Annotated in this window: 15 protein-coding genes; 5 read left to right on the top strand and 10 right to left on the bottom strand. The window is 73.2% G+C overall.

Annotated features, from left to right (window positions below; all coding sequences use genetic code 11):
- Window positions 1-12 precede the first annotated feature (12 nt).
- Window positions 13-1,170: an NAD(P)-dependent alcohol dehydrogenase gene (locus tag ACFVTF_RS15550; protein WP_387813869.1), complete on the top strand. Its 1,158-nt coding sequence runs from the start codon at window positions 13-15 to the stop codon at window positions 1,168-1,170.
- 46 nt (window positions 1,171-1,216) lie between these two features.
- Here ACFVTF_RS15550 and ACFVTF_RS15545 read toward each other — a convergent pair whose 3' ends face one another.
- The 9 genes from ACFVTF_RS15545 to ACFVTF_RS15505 all read right to left on the bottom strand — a co-directional run bounded on the left by ACFVTF_RS15545 (window position 1,217) and on the right by ACFVTF_RS15505 (window position 9,654).
- Window positions 1,217-2,122, bottom strand: a complete 906-nt coding sequence (locus ACFVTF_RS15545) for a class I SAM-dependent methyltransferase (RefSeq protein ID WP_371520151.1) — start codon at window positions 2,120-2,122, stop codon at window positions 1,217-1,219.
- Window positions 2,123-2,816: 694 nt separating this feature from the next.
- On the bottom strand, window positions 2,817-3,791 hold the full coding sequence (locus ACFVTF_RS15540; RefSeq protein ID WP_363616436.1) for an urease accessory protein UreD: 975 nt from the start codon (window positions 3,789-3,791) through the stop codon (window positions 2,817-2,819).
- A complete protein-coding gene (gene ureG, locus ACFVTF_RS15535) occupies window positions 3,788-4,408 on the bottom strand; it encodes an urease accessory protein UreG (protein ID WP_063349828.1) in 621 nt (206 codons plus the stop codon). The genes ACFVTF_RS15540 and ureG overlap by 4 nt, the downstream gene beginning before the upstream one ends.
- Window positions 4,409-4,506: 98 nt before the next feature.
- Window positions 4,507-5,229 (bottom strand): urease accessory protein UreF, encoded by a 723-nt coding sequence (locus ACFVTF_RS15530; protein WP_387813866.1) that lies wholly within the window; start codon window positions 5,227-5,229, stop codon window positions 4,507-4,509.
- Window positions 5,226-6,950: an urease subunit alpha gene (gene ureC, locus ACFVTF_RS15525; protein WP_387813864.1), complete on the bottom strand. Its 1,725-nt coding sequence runs from the start codon at window positions 6,948-6,950 to the stop codon at window positions 5,226-5,228. The genes ACFVTF_RS15530 and ureC overlap by 4 nt, the downstream gene beginning before the upstream one ends.
- Entirely contained in the window at window positions 6,950-7,348 is a 399-nt protein-coding gene (locus ACFVTF_RS15520; protein WP_350887002.1) for an urease subunit beta, read from the bottom strand. The genes ureC and ACFVTF_RS15520 overlap by 1 nt, the downstream gene beginning before the upstream one ends.
- A 38-nt stretch (window positions 7,349-7,386) precedes the next feature.
- A complete protein-coding gene (locus tag ACFVTF_RS15515; RefSeq protein WP_387813862.1) occupies window positions 7,387-8,283 on the bottom strand; it encodes a sirohydrochlorin chelatase in 897 nt (298 codons plus the stop codon).
- 3 nt (window positions 8,284-8,286) lie between these two features.
- Window positions 8,287-8,592, bottom strand: a complete 306-nt coding sequence (locus tag ACFVTF_RS15510; RefSeq protein WP_063349823.1) for an urease subunit gamma — start codon at window positions 8,590-8,592, stop codon at window positions 8,287-8,289.
- A gap of 90 nt (window positions 8,593-8,682) precedes the next feature.
- A complete protein-coding gene (locus tag ACFVTF_RS15505) occupies window positions 8,683-9,654 on the bottom strand; it encodes an urea transporter (protein WP_387813860.1) in 972 nt (323 codons plus the stop codon).
- Window positions 9,655-10,356: 702 nt separating this feature from the next.
- Here ACFVTF_RS15505 and ACFVTF_RS15500 point away from each other — a divergent pair.
- Window positions 10,357-12,105 carry an MFS transporter gene (locus tag ACFVTF_RS15500; protein ID WP_387813858.1) on the top strand — a complete coding sequence of 583 codons (1,749 nt, stop codon included), beginning with the start codon at window positions 10,357-10,359 and terminating at the stop codon, window positions 12,103-12,105.
- On the top strand, window positions 12,102-12,746 hold the full coding sequence (locus ACFVTF_RS15495) for a MarR family winged helix-turn-helix transcriptional regulator (RefSeq protein WP_387813856.1): 645 nt from the start codon (window positions 12,102-12,104) through the stop codon (window positions 12,744-12,746). The genes ACFVTF_RS15500 and ACFVTF_RS15495 overlap by 4 nt, the downstream gene beginning before the upstream one ends.
- Window positions 12,747-12,790: 44 nt before the next feature.
- Here ACFVTF_RS15495 and ACFVTF_RS15490 read toward each other — a convergent pair whose 3' ends face one another.
- Window positions 12,791-13,552 (bottom strand): alpha/beta fold hydrolase, encoded by a 762-nt coding sequence (locus ACFVTF_RS15490; protein WP_387813854.1) that lies wholly within the window; start codon window positions 13,550-13,552, stop codon window positions 12,791-12,793.
- Window positions 13,553-13,657: 105 nt separating this feature from the next.
- Between ACFVTF_RS15490 and ACFVTF_RS15485 the strand changes: the two genes are divergently transcribed.
- Complete coding sequence (locus ACFVTF_RS15485; protein WP_387813852.1) at window positions 13,658-14,191, top strand: SigE family RNA polymerase sigma factor; 534 nt, start codon at window positions 13,658-13,660, stop codon at window positions 14,189-14,191.
- A complete protein-coding gene (locus ACFVTF_RS15480; RefSeq protein WP_371520125.1) occupies window positions 14,188-15,132 on the top strand; it encodes a hypothetical protein in 945 nt (314 codons plus the stop codon). Before ACFVTF_RS15485 ends, ACFVTF_RS15480 begins: the two co-directional genes overlap by 4 nt.
- Window positions 15,133-15,372: the final 240 nt, after the last annotated feature.

The raw sequence follows: 15,372 nt of genomic DNA, 5'->3' as shown, positions 1-15,372 counted from the left end.
GGAGGCGTGACGATGAGGTTCGACGCGGCGGTACTGCGCTCGTACGAGGGCGGGTTCGCCCTCGAGGAGGTGGTCCTGAACGGGGGGCCGGCCGACGGCGAGGTCCTGGTGCGGATCGCGGGCTGCGGGATGTGCCGCACCGACCTCGCGGTCCGGCGTTCGGCGGGCCGCTCGCCGCTGCCGGCGGTGCTCGGGCACGAGGGGGCCGGGGTCGTGGTGGAGACCGGCGGCCCGCACACCGGGCTGAGCGTCGGCGACCACGTCGTGCTGAGCTTCGACTCGTGCGGACACTGCCGCAACTGCCTGGGCGCGGCCCCCGCCTACTGCGACTCCTTCGCCGCGCTCAACCTCTTCGGCGGGCGCAAGGAGGACGCGGCACGGTTCACCGACGCGGCCGGGGGCGAGCTGGCTCCCCGGTGGTTCGGCCAGTCCTCGTTCGCCGAGTACGCGATGGTCCCGGCGCGCAACGCCGTCCGGGTCGACCGCTCACTGCCCGTCGAGCTGCTCGGGCCCCTCGGCTGCGGCTTCCTGACCGGGGCCGGGGCGGTGTTCAACTCCTTCGGCGCCGGCCCCGGCGACACCGTCGTGGTCCTCGGCGCGGGGGCGGTGGGCCTGGCCGCGGTGATGGCCGCCACGGCCGCCGGGGCGGTGACCGTGGCCGTCGACCGGTACCCCGAACGGCTGGACCTCGCCGAGCGGTTCGGCGCGATCCCGCTGCGCGCCGGACCGGCCGACCAGGCCCGCGGGGCCGACCCGGCCTCCAGCTCCGGCCTCGTCCCCCGGCCCGGCCTGGCCGAGCGGATCCAGCGGCTGACCGACGGCGGCGCCCGGTACGCGCTGGACACCACCGCCTCCGCCCCGCTGATCAACGAGGCGCTCCGGGCCCTGCGCCCGACCGGCCACCTCGGGCTGGTGGCCCGGCTCCGCACCGCGCTGTCGCTCGATCCGGGGACACTGGACCGGGGCCGGCGGATCTCGCACATCTGCGAGGGGGACGCGGTGCCGGCGCTGCTGATCCCCCGGCTGACCCGGCTGTGGCAGGCCGGGCGGTTCCCCTTCGACCAGCTGATCCGCCGGTACCCGCTCGCCGCCATCAACGAGGCCGAACGCGACTGCGACGCGGGCCGGGTGGTCAAACCCGTCCTGGTCCCGGAGCGGAGCGCCCGCTGAGCGAGGCGCTCCGCCCTCCCTGTGCCCGGATCCGGCCGGACAGGACCTACACCCGGGGCTTGTGCGCGAACACCCAGCGGTTGCCCTCCAGCGCGTCGTTCGGCTCGGGCAGGGGGCCGCGACCGTGCTGGTGGGTGAAGTCGAAGGGGGTGTGGACCGAGGTGATCCAGCCCTTGCCGGCCAGGGCGCCCGCGGAGTCGGGCCGCGGCTCTCCGTCGAACAGATCGAGCAGGTCGATGCCGATCTGGTGCTTCGTCGAGGTGTAGAGCGGGCTCTCGCGGTACTCCAGCAGGTTCTTCTCCAGCTTGACCTCGTACGCCATGGCACTGCCGCCCGCGCTCAACCGGTCGACCGTGTCGATGAGTTGCGTCTCGACACCGTTGGGCAGGTAGAAGAGCAACCCCTCCGCCAGCCAGACGCTCGGTACGGCCGCGTCGAAGCCGGCCCCGGTCAGCGCTGCGGCCCAGTCGTCGCACAGGTCGGCGACGACCGGTACGCGTGCCGCCTTCGGGGAGGCCGACAGCCCACCGAGCACCCCGTCCTTGAAGGCCAGTACGCCCTCCCGGTCGACCTCGAAGACCGTGCAGCCGGGAGGCCAGTCGAGCCGGAACGCCCGCGTGTCCAACCCGGCTCCGAGCAGGACCACCTGGCGGGCGCCCGCGTGCACCGACCGGAGCAGGAAGTCGTCGAGGACCCTCGTGCGCAGACCGAAGTAGCGCGCGAACCGCCCCCACAGCGGGTTCGCGTCCCCGTCCGGCACCTGGTGCATCCGGACCGGCCAGCCCGCGGACGCCGGCGCGGCGAGCACGAAGTGCTCCGCGTAGACGTCCTGCGCCAGGGTGTCGTGCCGGTGGGTCTCGATCGCGCGCGCCGCGGCGACCAGGAGGGCCGTCAGACCGACACCGCCCCCCACCCCCTCCACACCGGTGCTCCGGTGCGCCGTACCGACCATGTGTCCTCCCCTTGAAGCGAGTTGAGACCGCGAACAGCGAGGAATGCGACTGCCTCCTCACTATCCAGCCGCTCCTCGCCCGCCCGGGAGAGGTCCCATCGGATCCACCCGACCGGGTGAATCCCGCCGTCGCGGCGCCCGGACGCCCCCCGGGTGTGCTGCTCACCGGCCGCGCCGGGCCTGTTCGCGCACGTGCTCGGGGTACCAGCGGGTGATCCGGAACGCCGGCACCAGCAGGATCACCGGGATGACCCAGGTCAGCCAGTCCTTCGCCGAGCCGACGTGCAGGGCCGCCGGCCCCAGGAGCGCGGTGATCAGCGCCGTCAGGGCCGCCGGCTACCAGGTGCTCGGCCCGGCGATGACGTCGAACACGATCCACGGCACGAACGAGAGGAAGACCGAGCCGGACCGCAGACCGCCCCGGCCCCGGTGCTCCGACCCCGGGCCGGGGGCGGGATCGGCTGCCGGGCCGGATGCCGGGCCGCCGGGCGCGGGGGCACCGGACGCGGGGTCGGGCGGGGAAGGTCCGAACGTGGGTCGGCGCATGAGAACCTCCGGTTCCATGCTGCGACCAGGCCGGTCCGACTGCATCCGGAGCCGCCCCCGCCCCCCTCGCGCCCCCTCCCCGAGGCGCCGGGGCGCTTCGGGGAGGTACGGGGAGGTCCGGGAAGGTAACCAGAGGTGCGGAGCGGGGTCAGGTCTTGCGCAGGGCCGGAGCCGGGGCTCCGATGAGGAGCCGGCGGACGGCGTCCCAGGCGGTGCGCTGGGCGGCGGCGCAGGCGCGGGTGTCGGAGCCGAGCAGGCGGAGCCAGGCGCCGCTGTCGTGCGGGAGGACGCTGACGCCGTGGAGCAGGCCGCTGCCGGCCAGGGCCTCGTGCAGGGTGTCCGCGACCTGCGCGGCGGGGGCGAGCGGCGTGACGACGTAGAGGCTGGCCATGACGTCGTGGCCGGCCAGGACCGCCGGGCCGGTCACACCGGCCTCCGGGGGCTCCAGTCGGACGGTGTCGAGGGCGATCAACTGGCCGTCGGGGCGCCGCACTTCGAGGTCGGAGGCGAACACCTGGTAGGCGTTGCGCTCGCCCCGGGCGAGGCGGCCGGCGAGGACGGTCTCGCCGGCCAGCACCGTGGCGGTGGGGTCGACGGTGAGGACGGTGCGCTGGTAGAGCCGGGAGTCGACGAAGGGGATGACGGGCTCGGGCAGGTACTCGACGTAGGCGCGGGGGCCGGCGTCCAGGTTGACCAGCTGCGTCGCGTAGTCGAACTCCATCCGGTAGACCTTGGTGGCCGCCTGGGTGGTGAGGTGGGTCGCGGTGTCGGCGCCGCAGCGCAGGTCGGTGCGCAGCCGGTCGGCCTGGAGGATGCCGCCGCCGGTGGACATCAGGAAGGTGACGGCGAGGTCCGGGCGGGCCGGGTCGAAGTAGAGCGGGCGCATGATCTGCAGCGGCGACTTCTGGTAGTGGCCGGTGAGTTCGGTGCGTTCGCCGATCCGTTCGAAGGCCAGCTCCAGCAGGCCGACCTTGCCGGGGCGCCCGACACCCAGGGTGTCGGGCGTCCCGGCGTACCGGCGGACGGCGTACGGGACGCGGGCCGGCTCGTAGTGCCGCGGATCGAGCCGGGGCACGGCGGCCTCCCCCGCGGCCGCTTCCCCCGCGGCCACCGTGACGGTCATGCCGGGACCTTGCGGAAGGTCTCCAGGAAGGTGGCGATCTCGTCCAGCCCGTGCCCGGTGAGGCAGTTGGTGAGCACGACCGGCCCGCCCTCGCGGACCCGGTGGGCGTCGGACTCCATGATGCCGAGGTCCGCGCGGACGTACTGGGCGATGTCGATCTTGTTGATGACCAGCAGGTCGGACTCGGTGATGCCCGGGCCGCGCTTGCGGGGCATCTTCTCGCCCTCGGCGGTGTCCAGGACGAAGAGGAAGAGGTCCACCAGGACGGGGCTGAAGGTCAGCGTGAGGTTGTCGCCGCCGGACTCGAACAGCAGGGTGTCGACGTCGGGGAAGCGCTCCAGCATCTCGGCGCCGGCCGCGAGGTTCATCGTCGGGTCGTCCCGGACGGCGGTGTGCGGGCAGGCGCCGGTCTCGACGCCGACGACCCGCTCGGGGTCGAGGACGCCGGCCAGGGTGCGACGCACGTGCTGCGCGTCCTCCTGGGTGTAGATGTCGTTGGTGATGACCGCCGGGCGGTGGCCGTTGGCGATCAGCACCGGGACGAGGGCCTCGATGAGCGCCGTCTTGCCGGAGCCGACCGGCCCGCCGATGCCCACGCGGAGCACGTTCTCGGTCATTGCTGTCTCCTTCTGATGCGGTGTGACGTTGGTTCTTGCGTCCGGGAGGGACGGGAGCTGCGGCGATCCCGCGCCCGCCCGCACCTCCCGGACGCGGTTCAGCTGGCGAACAGCCGGGCCTCGGCCCGTTCGTGCCGCCCGGACATCGCGTCCGCGACCGGCACGCACCCGCCCAGGTCGTCCAACTCCCGGGCGAGGGCGGCCCCTACGGTCTCCTCGATCACCGGCGCCACCGCCCGCAGCACCACCTGCGCCTTGCGGTGGTCGGTCAGCCGCAGCCGAAGGGCGGCGCCGACGAAGCTGGTGCAGAAGGCGAACAGGTCGCTGGCGACGGCCTGGTCGACGGGCACGGCGGCGGAGGCGTAGGCGACTCCGGCGGCCACCGGCTGGGAGCCGGGGGCCTGCTTGGCGGCGACCAGTTCGGCGTACCGGTCCAGCGGTTCGCCGCCGATCGACTCCCGGGCGATGTCGAGGAGTTGGCGCCCGGTCCGGGTGGAGGCCAGGCGCAGCTCACGGTTGAGCTTGGTGGCGTGCAGCCGCTGGTCCACCTCGACCAGCAGGCCCCAGTCGCCGGCCCGGGCGGCGCCGTGGGCGAGGGCGAGCGCGGTGGCGTCGCCGGGGCCGACCGAGTGGCGCAGCAGGTCGGTGAGCAGGTCGGGCATGGTGTCCGGGGTGACGGCCTTGGCCTGCGCGTAGCCCTCCAGGCCGTGCGAGAGGGTGTAGAAGCCGCTGGGGAAGGCGGAGTCGGTCAGCTGGAGGCTGACCAGCAGGGCGTCCAGGCCTCCCGCGGGTCCTGCGCCGGCCCCCGAAGCGCTGTTCACGCGAGGTAGAACAGGTGGTTGAGCGGGAGTTCGCGGGCGGGCTCGATGGTGGCCGGCTCGCCGTCCAGGGTGACCTTGTAGGTCTCCGGGTCGACGGCGATCTTCGGCAGCGCGTCGTTGCGGACCATGTGCTGCTTGCCGACCGAGCGGCAGCGCCGCACGGGCAGGACCCTGCTGTCCAGCCCGAGTCGGGCCGGGACGCCGAGGTCGATGGCGGCCTGCGACATGAAGGAGACCCGGGTGGCCTGCTTCGCCCGGCCGAGCGCGCCGTACATCGGGCGGTAGTAGACCGGCTGCGGGGTGGGCAGCGAGGCGTTCGGGTCGCCCATCAGCGCCCAGTTGATGACGCCGCCCTTGATGACCATCTTGGGCTTGGCACCGAAGGAGTTGATCGGCCAGAGCACGATGTCGGCGAGCTTGCCGCTCTCCAGCGAGCCGATGTGGTCGGCGGTGCCGGAGGCGATGGCCGGGTTGATGGTGAGCTTGGCGAGGTAGCGCAGGACGCGGAAGTTGTCGTTGCGCTCGGTGTCGCCGTCGAGCTTGCCGCGCTGGTCCTTGCAGTGGTGGGCGGTCTGGAAGGCGCGGGTGAAGGACTCCCCGATCCGGCCCATCGCCTGCGAGTCCGAGGAGAAGATCGAGATGACGCCCTCGTCGTGCAGGACGGTCTCGGCGGCGATCGTCTCGGCGCGGACCCGGGAGTCGGCGAAGGAGACGTCCTCGGGGATGTCGTGGCTGAGGTGGTGGCAGACCATCACCATGTCCAGCAGCTCGTCGACCGAGTTGACGGTGTAGGGCAGCGTGGGGTTGGTGGAGGACGGCAGGACGTTGGGCTCGCCGGCGATCCGCATGATGTCGGGGGCGTGGCCGCCGCCCGCGCCCTCGGTGTGGAAGGTGTGGATGGTGCGGCCGTCGATGGCGGAGAGGGTGTCCTCGAAGAAGCCGCCCTCGTTGAGGGTGTCCGTGTGGATGGCCACCTGGACGTCGTACTCGTCGGCGACGCCGAGCGCGCTGTCGATGGCGGCGGGGGTGCTGCCCCAGTCCTCGTGCACCTTGAGGCCGCAGACGCCGGCCTCGACCTGCTCGCGCAGGGCGCCGGGCAGCGAGCCGTTGCCCTTGCCGAGGAGGCCGACGTTGACCGGGAGGTCCTCGACCGCCTGGTACATCCGGTGGATGTTCCACGGGCCGGGGGTGCAGGTGGTGCCGTTGGTGCCGTCGGAGGGGCCGGTGCCGCCGCCGATGAGGGTGGTGATGCCGTTGCTCAGCGCCTCCTGCACCTGCTGCGGGGCGATGAAGTGGATGTGGGTGTCGATGCCGCCGGCGGTGGCGATCAGGTGCTCGCCGGAGATCACCTCGGTGCCGGGGCCGATGACCAGCCGGGGGTGCACGCCGCTCTGGGTGTGCGGGTTGCCGGCCTTGCCGACGGCGGTGATGAAGCCGTCCTTGACGCCGATGTCGCCCTTGACCACGCCGAGGACGGCGTCCATCACGACGACGTTGGTGATCACCAGGTCCAGCGCGCCCTGGGCGGAGGTGGCGGCCGGGTCCTGGGCCATGCCGTCGCGGATGCCCTTGCCGCCGCCGTAGACGGCCTCGTCGCCGTAGTGGCCCTGGTTGAAGTCCTTCTCGATCTCGACGACGAGGTTGGTGTCGGCGAGGTGGAAGCGGTCGCCGACGGTGGGCCCGAAGAGATCGGTGTACTGCTTGCGGGACAGCGTGGCCATCAGCGGTCGCCTTCCTTGTGGTCGAGGTTGGTGCCCTTGAACCCGAGGGCGATCGCCCGGTCGATCGCCCGGGCGCGGGTGTCGGCCGACCTGATGCCGCCGTCGACGAGGTTGCTGAAGCCGATCAGGCGGCCGTGGCCGCCGAACTCGGCGAGCGTGACGTCCTTGGTGTCGCCCGGCTCGAAGCGGACGGCGGTGCCGGCCGGGATGTCCAGGTGCTTGCCGTAGGCGGCGTTGCGGTCGAAGTCGAGGGCGCGGTTGACCTCGAAGAAGTGGTAGTGCGAGCCGACCTGGATCGCCCGGTCGCCGGTGTTGCTGACCGTGATGGTGACCTGGGCGCGACCGGCGTTGATCTCCACCGGGTCGTCGCCGTACAGGTACGTGGCGCCACCAGACATGGCGGGCCCTTCCTCTCTGTCGGTTCAGTTCTTTCGGTTCAGTGGTGTGCGTGGCCGTGGGTGGGTCCGTCGGTGGCACCGTGGCCGTGCCCGTGGCCGTGGTCGTGCCCATGGCCGTGGCCGTGCGAGTGGTCCCCGCCGGGGCCGTGGCTGTGGGCGTAGCCGTGCCCGTGCTCGGCGTCGAGGCCGGCCAGGATGCCGTCCTCGCCGTGGCCGAGCAGGTGCAGGGCCGCCGCGGTGCGGGCCGCGACGACGCCGGCGATCGCGGACGGCCGCAGCAGCGGCCCGCCGTCCCGCACCCCGGGCAGTTCGGTGCGCAGCGCCGGCCCGAACGAGGCCGGTACGGCCGTCACTTCGCGGGCGCCGAGCAGCCGGCAGCGTTCGGCGCCCTCGGCGAGGTCGGGGTCGCCGCCCGCGAAGGCCACCTCGACCCAGCGGTGGTGGCCGTACTGGCGGACCAGCCGGGCGATCCGGAACAGGTCCGCGTCCTCGAACGGTCCGGCCGCCGGGGCGGTGACCAGCACGGCGCCGTCGGGCCCGGGGGCGGCGGAGGCCGCGGCCCGCAGCCAGCCGACGAGGTGGTCCTTGCCGCCGAACGCCCCGGTCAGGGCGAGTCGTCCGCGCCCCTCCCCCGCCGCCAGCCAGCGCAGCGCCCGGGCGGTGTCGGCCACCAGCTTCGGGTCGCGGCCCAGCGTCATCGGGACGACGCACACCGGGCCGTCGGTGGCGGCCAGCGCCGAGCGGACGGCCTCGCCGAGCGCCCGACCGGCGGCGGCCGCGGCGTGGACGGCGGGCTCGCGCTCCACCAGGGCGGCCAGGTCCCGGCCGCCGTCGCTCTCGTGCCCGCCGGCCAGCACCACCGTGGCGGCGGGTGCCGGGGCCGAGGTCGGCGCCGGCGTCGGACCGGTCGCCGTTTCCGCCTGACGTACGGTCATGACTCAGGCACCCACCGGGTCGTGGCAGGAGACCAGCTTGGTGCCGTCCAGGAACGCGGCCTCGACCTGGAGCAGCGGCAGCATCTCGCGGACGCCGGGCATGACGTCCTCGCCGCTGACGACCTGCTTGCCGATCTCCATGCACTCGGCGACGGTGCGCCCGTCCCGGGCGCCCTCCATGATCGCCTCGCTGATCAGCGCGCAGGCCTCGCTGTAGTTCAGTTTCACACCGCGGTCGCGGCGCTTGCGGGCCAGATCGGCCACGACGTAGATGTACAGCTTGTCCATCTCACGCGGGGCGAGATTCACGGGAATCACTCTTCCTTTCCGAGGGAACTCCGCAGGAACTCCGAATGAACACGCCTGTCACGAGCGGGAATTCGGGCTACCGAAACCCGGTCAGACTCTGCGCAGCCGGGGAATGGCCGGGACCGCCGCCAGGAACAGCATGGTGGTCAGGACGAACGGCCAGGTGAAGGCGTGGCCGCCGAACGGCGCGGTGGCGGCGGCCAGCGCCGGGGTCAGGACGGTCGCGGCGGCCGCGCCGAGGACGGCGTAGGCCGCGCTCCACCCCCCGGGGGCGACGAACACGCCGCACAGCGCCATCGCGACGAGCACCCCGCTGTACCCGAGCAGCCCCTGGCCGACGGCGTCGGCGGGCGCGCCGAGCGCCCAGGCGGTGAGCAGCCCGGTCGCGCTGCCCGCGCAGGCCAGCAGGCCGGCCGGGCGGCTGGCCGCGAAGATGCCGGCCAGGAACAGCAGGCCGACGTACCACTGGGGCATGAAGAAGATCTGGCCGATGTTGGCGAAGAACCCGTGCCACAGCTGGTCCCAGGTCAGACCGGTCGGGCCGGCGGCCGGCCCGGCCAGGGCGGTCGGGGCGCCGCTGCCGTGCCACAGGTGGCGGAAGCCGGGCGCCGCGGCCGTCGTCGCGGTGGCGACCAGGCAGAACGGCGCGGTGAGCGCGGGCAGTTTCCAGGTGTCGAGCACCGCGCCGAGGCCCGCGGTGACCACCACGGCGACGACGGCGCCGAGGACGGCCGCCGCGACGGTGGCGGGGTGGTCGGGGCCGAGGAACACCGCGCACCCCAGCGCCACCAGGCAGCCGTTGTAACCGTGCAGCCCGGCCTCGACGGCGTCGCGCGCCAGCCGCAGGCCGTACGCGACGGCGGTGCCGACGGCGCTGCCGAGCAGGCCGTAGACGCCGTAGCGCCAGCCGGCCGCGAAGAGTGCGGCCACGAAGAACAGGCCGCAGACGGCGGAGGGCATGAAGTCCACCTGCGCGACGCCGCGCAGGACTTCGACGGCTAACTTGAGGGATATCGGGCGGGCGGCCTTCGAGGCCCCCGGCTCACCCTTTTTCTGACCCATACTTCGCACCAATTCCCGGTACGTCTTTTCACGGCATGGCGAATAGTCCCGCAAGGCTGCTCGACTTTACTCGCGAGCACGCCCGGCGATTCCTCCGGAACCGTACTCCTGCGGAATGCCGATCGGCGCGGACACGACCGGTTACACCCGTATGGCGAAGGGTGATCATCAGGCCTCTGAGCTGCAACAATATGTTGATTGCGCAGGTCAACCGCCCCCCTGCGGAGAGCCATTCTTTGCGAAGTTTTACTTGCGGCAGACGAAAATGAGAAGGTGGTCATGTCAAGGAATTCGACACGAAGCCGCCCCGGTCAGGCAATTCGGACATCCGGCGCCGCGAAAAGGCCGCACGGCACCGCGGGAATGTGGTGGAAATGTGCATGCGCCGCGTCGGAAAGCAGGGGCTGCCGGACGCGGCGGGCCTGTGCGTACGAGCCGGCCGTCGGGCCCCGGCCGAGCGGGAGCGGGCCGCCGGCGGCCGGTGGCCCGTGGCCCATGGCGCGTGGCGCGTGGCCGATCGCGGTCCCCCGAATGCCTGCGGGCTATCAGCGGCAGGATGGTCGGACTATCGTTAGTTAGCGAAAGCTATCGAAGTACTCTCCGACTGGCGGCCCCCGGGCTGCCACTCACCTGGGGGCAGCGGTGGCGACGAAGATCCCGAACAACGGCAGGGGCAGGCGCGTCCGCACGGTCCACGGGGCCGTGGCGGCGGACCATCCGCGGTACAAGTGGGTCGCACTCTCCAACACCACGCTCGGCACCCTGATCGCCACCATCAACGCCTCGATCGTCCTGATCTCCCTCCCCGCGATCTTCAACGGCATCGGCCTGGACCCGCTCCAACCCGGCAACGTCAGCTACCTGTTGTGGATGCTGATGGGCTACATGCTGGTCACCGCCGTCCTGGTGGTCACCCTCGGCAGACTGGGCGACATCCACGGCCGGGTGCGGATCTACAACGCCGGCTTCCTGATCTTCACCCTCACCTCGGTGGCCCTCTCCCTCGACCCGCTGCACGGCGGGCCGGGCGCGCTGTGGCTGATCGGCTGGCGGGTGGTGCAGGCGATCGGCGGCTCGATGCTGATGGCCAACTCGGCCGCGATCATCACCGACGCGTTCCCCGCCCACCGGCGCGGCATGGCGCTGGGGGTGAACATCGTCGCGGGCATCGCCGGCTCCTTCATCGGCCTGGTGCTGGGCGGGCTGCTGGCCGAGTGGAACTGGCGGTCGATCTTCTGGGTCAACGTGCCGATCGGCATCCTCGGCACGGTCTGGGCCTACCGGTCGCTGCGCGAGACCGGCGTACGGCGGCCCGCCCGGATCGACTGGTGGGGCAACGTCACCTTCGGCGTCGGCCTGACCGCCCTGCTCGCCGCGATCACCTACGGCATCCAGCCCTACGGCGGCCACACCATGGGCTGGACCAGCCCCTGGGTGCTGGGCGGGCTGTTCGGCGGCGTGGCGCTGCTGATCGCCTTCTGCCTGGTCGAGTCCAGGGTCGCCGAGCCGATGTTCCCCCTGGCGCTGTTCCGCGACCCGGTCTTCGCCGGCGGCAACGCGGCCACCCTGCTGGGCTCGATCGCCCGCGGCGGGCTCCAGTTCATGCTGATCATCTGGCTCCAGGGCATCTGGCTGCCCCTGCACGGCTACGACTACGCCGACACCCCGCTGTGGGCGGGCATCTACCTCGTCCCGCTGACCGTCGGCTTCCTGGCCGCCGGGCCGGTCTCGGGCTACCTCTCCGACCGGGCCGGGGCCCGGCTGTTCGCCTCCGGCGGGCTGGTGGTGATGGCCCTGTCCTTCGCCGGACTGCTGCTCCTGCCCACCGACTTCGGCTACCCGTGGTTCGCCGTCCTGGTGTTCCTCAACGGCCTGGGCGGCGGTCTGTTCGCGGCCCCCAACACCTCGCTGATCATGTCGAGCGTGCCCGCCGAGGCCCGCGGCGCCGCCTCCGGCATGCGGGCCACCTTCCAGAACGCCGGCATGGTGCTCTCGATCGGCGTCTTCTTCTCGCTGATGGTGGCCGGCCTGGCCGGCTCGCTGCCGCACACCCTCACCGCCGGACTGACGGCGCAGGGCGTGCCCGCCGCCGACGCGCACGCCATCGCCTCGCTGCCACCGGTCGGCACGCTCTTCGCCGCGTTCCTCGGGTACAACCCGATCCAGCAGTTGCTGGGCCCGCACGTGCTCGGCGTGCTCCCGGCGGCCAACGCCCGGACGCTGACCGGCCGGGAGTTCTTCCCGCAACTGATCTCGGGCCCCTTCCACGACGGCCTGGTCGTGGTGTTCTGGCTGGCGATCGCCATGTCGCTGGTCGCCGCGGCGGCCTCGCTGGTGCGCGAGCGGACCGGGCCGCGCCGCCCCCGCCGCACCCGGACGGGCGCGGGCGAGGCCGCCGAACGGCCCCGCGCGGGTCGGCCCGCCGCGCACGGGAAGGCCCGCAGGCCATGACCGGGCGCGATGCCGTGACCGACGCCGGCGCCATGACCGACCCCGACGCCGTGACCGACCCCGACGCCGTGACCGACCCCGATGCCGACGCCGAGGTCGGGAGCCACGGCGCAGCCGGGGCCGGTCTCTCCGCCGAGGCCCTCGTCCGACTGCGGCTGGCGATCGGCCGGCTCAACCGGCAGATGGCCCGCGCCTCCGGCGGCCAGGACCTCACCGTCGCCCAACTCTCCGCCCTGGCCCGGGTGGAGGTGCACGGCCCGCTGCGGCTCGGCGAACTCGCCGCGCTGGAGGGGGTGGCCGTCCCGTCGGTGCTCCGGACGATCGCCCCGCTGATCGCCGACGGCCTGATCGCCAAGACCCCCGACCCGCTGGACGGCCGCTCCCAGTTGCTCGAACTCACCCCGGCCGGTCTGGCGGCGATCACCCGGATCCGCCGGGAGCGCTCCGCCCTGCTGGCCCGCCGCAGCACGCGGCTCACCCCGCAGCAGTGCCGCCAACTGGAGGCGGCCGTACCGCTGTTGGAACTGCTGCTGGACGATCCCGACGCGGCCTGCCCCAGCCAGGCCTGTCCCGATCCGTCCTCCTCCGACCCGGCCTGCCCGGACCCGACCCGCCCCGGCCGGCGCGGCCCCGCCGACTGAGGCAGCGCTCCTCGGGGCGGAGCGGGGCGAAGCGGGGCAGGCGCCTACGCCGTCTCGCGGAGGAATCCGGTGAGCAGCTCGAAGGTCTCCTCGGGCCGTTCCAGGCCGGGGAAGTGGCCGGCCCAGGGCAGTTCGAGCCGGCGGGCGCCGGGGATCCGGCTCGCCACGGAGTCGGCGATCCGCCGGAAGTCGTCCAGGTCGTGGCCGCCGGTCACCACCAGGCAGGGCGCCGTGATCCGGGAGATGTCCGCCTCGTCGCCGGTGGGGCCGACCTCGGCGTCCGCCTGCACCTCGAAGGCGCGCCGCTGCATCCGGCGGACGAGTTCACGGGCCTCGTCGCCCGCCTCCGGGCCCAACCAGCTCTCGACGTTGAGCTCGACGGCGCCCTCGACGTCCCCGGTCGCGAGGAGTTCCCGCTCCCGCGCGGCGAAGGCCATCAGGGCGTCACCGGCGACGTGCCCGGACACCCCGGAGCAGAGCAGGGCCAGCGCGGTGACGGCCCCGGGGCGCAGCGCCGCCACGTCCAGGGCGATCTTCCCCCCGTACGAGGCACCGATCAACGCGGTGCTCTCGACGCCCAGGTGGTCGAGGAGCGCCAGCACGTCCTGCGCGTCGCTGTACGGGGCGTCGGCCGGAGGCGTGTCGCCGAAGCCCCGGAAGTCGGCCCGGATCACCCGGTAGCCCGCGTCGACCAGCCCCTGCCACTGCGGGTCCCACATCCTCCGATCGCACACGGACGAGTGCAGCAGCACCAGGGTCGGGCGGCTCCCCGGCACGTCATGAGATACGTCATGGGAGAGGATCATCTGCGGATCGTATCGACGCCCCTGGGGGACGCCAACCGGTTTGGTGATCGGCGGGAGTAAGCGCTTTGGGCCGCTTCCGGGCTCTAGGTGGGTGAGGAGGTGCTCATGGGAGGCACGAAGACCGACCGGGACGAGGAGTTCCAGGCGTTCATCGTCGGGGCCTGGCCACGGCTGCTGCGGACGGCGTACCTGTTGGCCGGGGAGCAGTACGCGGCCGAGGACCTGGTGCAGTCCGCGGCCGAGAAGGCCTGCGCGGCCTGGGCGAAGGTGCGACGGGCCGGCGATCCGCACAGCTACGTGCGGCGGATCCTGGTGAACGAACACGCCCGCCGCTGGCGCCGCCGCGCGCCGGAGCTGCTGGTGTACGCGGTGCCGGACGAGGCCGGAGCAGAGGACTGCTACGCCCGCGCCGACCAGCGCGGCGCGCTGATGACGGCACTGGCCGCCCTGCCGGCCCGCCAGCGCGAGGCCGTGGTGCTGCGGTACTGGGAGGACCTGAGCGACAGTCAGGCCGCCGAGGCGATGGGCTGCTCGGCCGGAGCCGTGCGCAGCCACGCGGCCAAGGGGATCGCGAGGCTGCGGGGGGCCGCGGCGCTGAAGGAAATCAAGGGCATGACGAGCATCGGAGGTGCGGTATGAGCGCGGGCGGCAACGGCGGGACGGTCGGTATGGGCGCGGCGGGCGACGACGGCGACGTGTGGGTCGGACTCGGCCTGGCGGAGGTGGCGTCCGGGGCCAGGGTCGGCCCGGCGCCGATGGCGGACATCATGGCGGGCGGCCGCCGGATCCGGCGCCGTCGCCGGTCGGTGGTCGGCGCGCTCGCGCTGGCCTCGGTGGTGGTGCTGGGCGGCGGGACGATGGCGGGTCTGCACAGCTCCCCCGCGAGCAGCGGCAGCCAGTCGCTCGTCCCGGCCAACGGCGGCCCTGGCGGCGGCACCGGGGGCGGTCCGGCCGCCCAGCCGTCCGGCTCGGCGACGGCCGAGCGGGACCCGCTCACCCCGGTCCGGGTGCCGATCGCCCAGGGCGAGACCCCCGACGGCAAGAAGTGGCAGCTCTTCACGGCGCTCTGGCCGGTCGCCCCGAAGGACAAGGCGTACGAGCAGGCGGTGGCCGTCTGGAAGGAGCGTCACGCCGTCGACTCCTCGCTCGACCAGCCGACGGAGGAGTACGTCCAGCACTACTGGCAGCCCAACGAGGACGTCGTGAACGACTACGTCACCCTGGACGGGGTGCGCCAGCCGTCCGACATCCAGAACAGCTACCCGGCGCCCGGGCACGTCCCCGAGGGGATGGCCGACACGTTCAGCGGCGCCCTGGTCGGCGCCCGGGACAAGGCCGGCACCCCGGGCCCGCTCCCGATCAAGCTCGCCGTGATGGCCCTCGGCCCGGACGTCGGCAAGGTCCTGGTGACCTGGTCGGACGGCTCGGTCATGGAGCCGTGGCTGAAGGCCGTCGGGGATTCCCCGTACCAACGGCTGGTGGTCGCCGAGCAGCCGGGCAAGAAGGTGACGTCGTGGCAGTTCTTCGACAAGAAGGGCGCCGAGCTGCCGAACGCCGGCGAGAAGATGCTGACCGAGTAGCGGTCGGCGCGACCGGCTGAACGCGGCCGACCGGACGCGGCCAACTGAACACGAACGGCCGGCCACGACCGCCCGACCAGGCCCGCGGGGCCGGCCCGCAACCCCCGTCGGGCCGGCCCCGCGTCGGCGTGCGGGGCGGTCGGCGTGCGAGGCACTCGGTGTACGGGGCGCTCGGCGCGTATCGCGGAAACGTGGGAGAAAGCGCTCCCCCGGTCGGGGGAGGTCGTCGACGAGCCGCCC

The sequence above is a fragment of the Kitasatospora sp. NPDC057940 genome, from assembly GCF_042887425.1.
GTDB lineage: Bacteria > Actinomycetota > Actinomycetes > Streptomycetales > Streptomycetaceae > Kitasatospora.
This window is presented reverse-complemented; position numbering and strand designations above follow the sequence as displayed.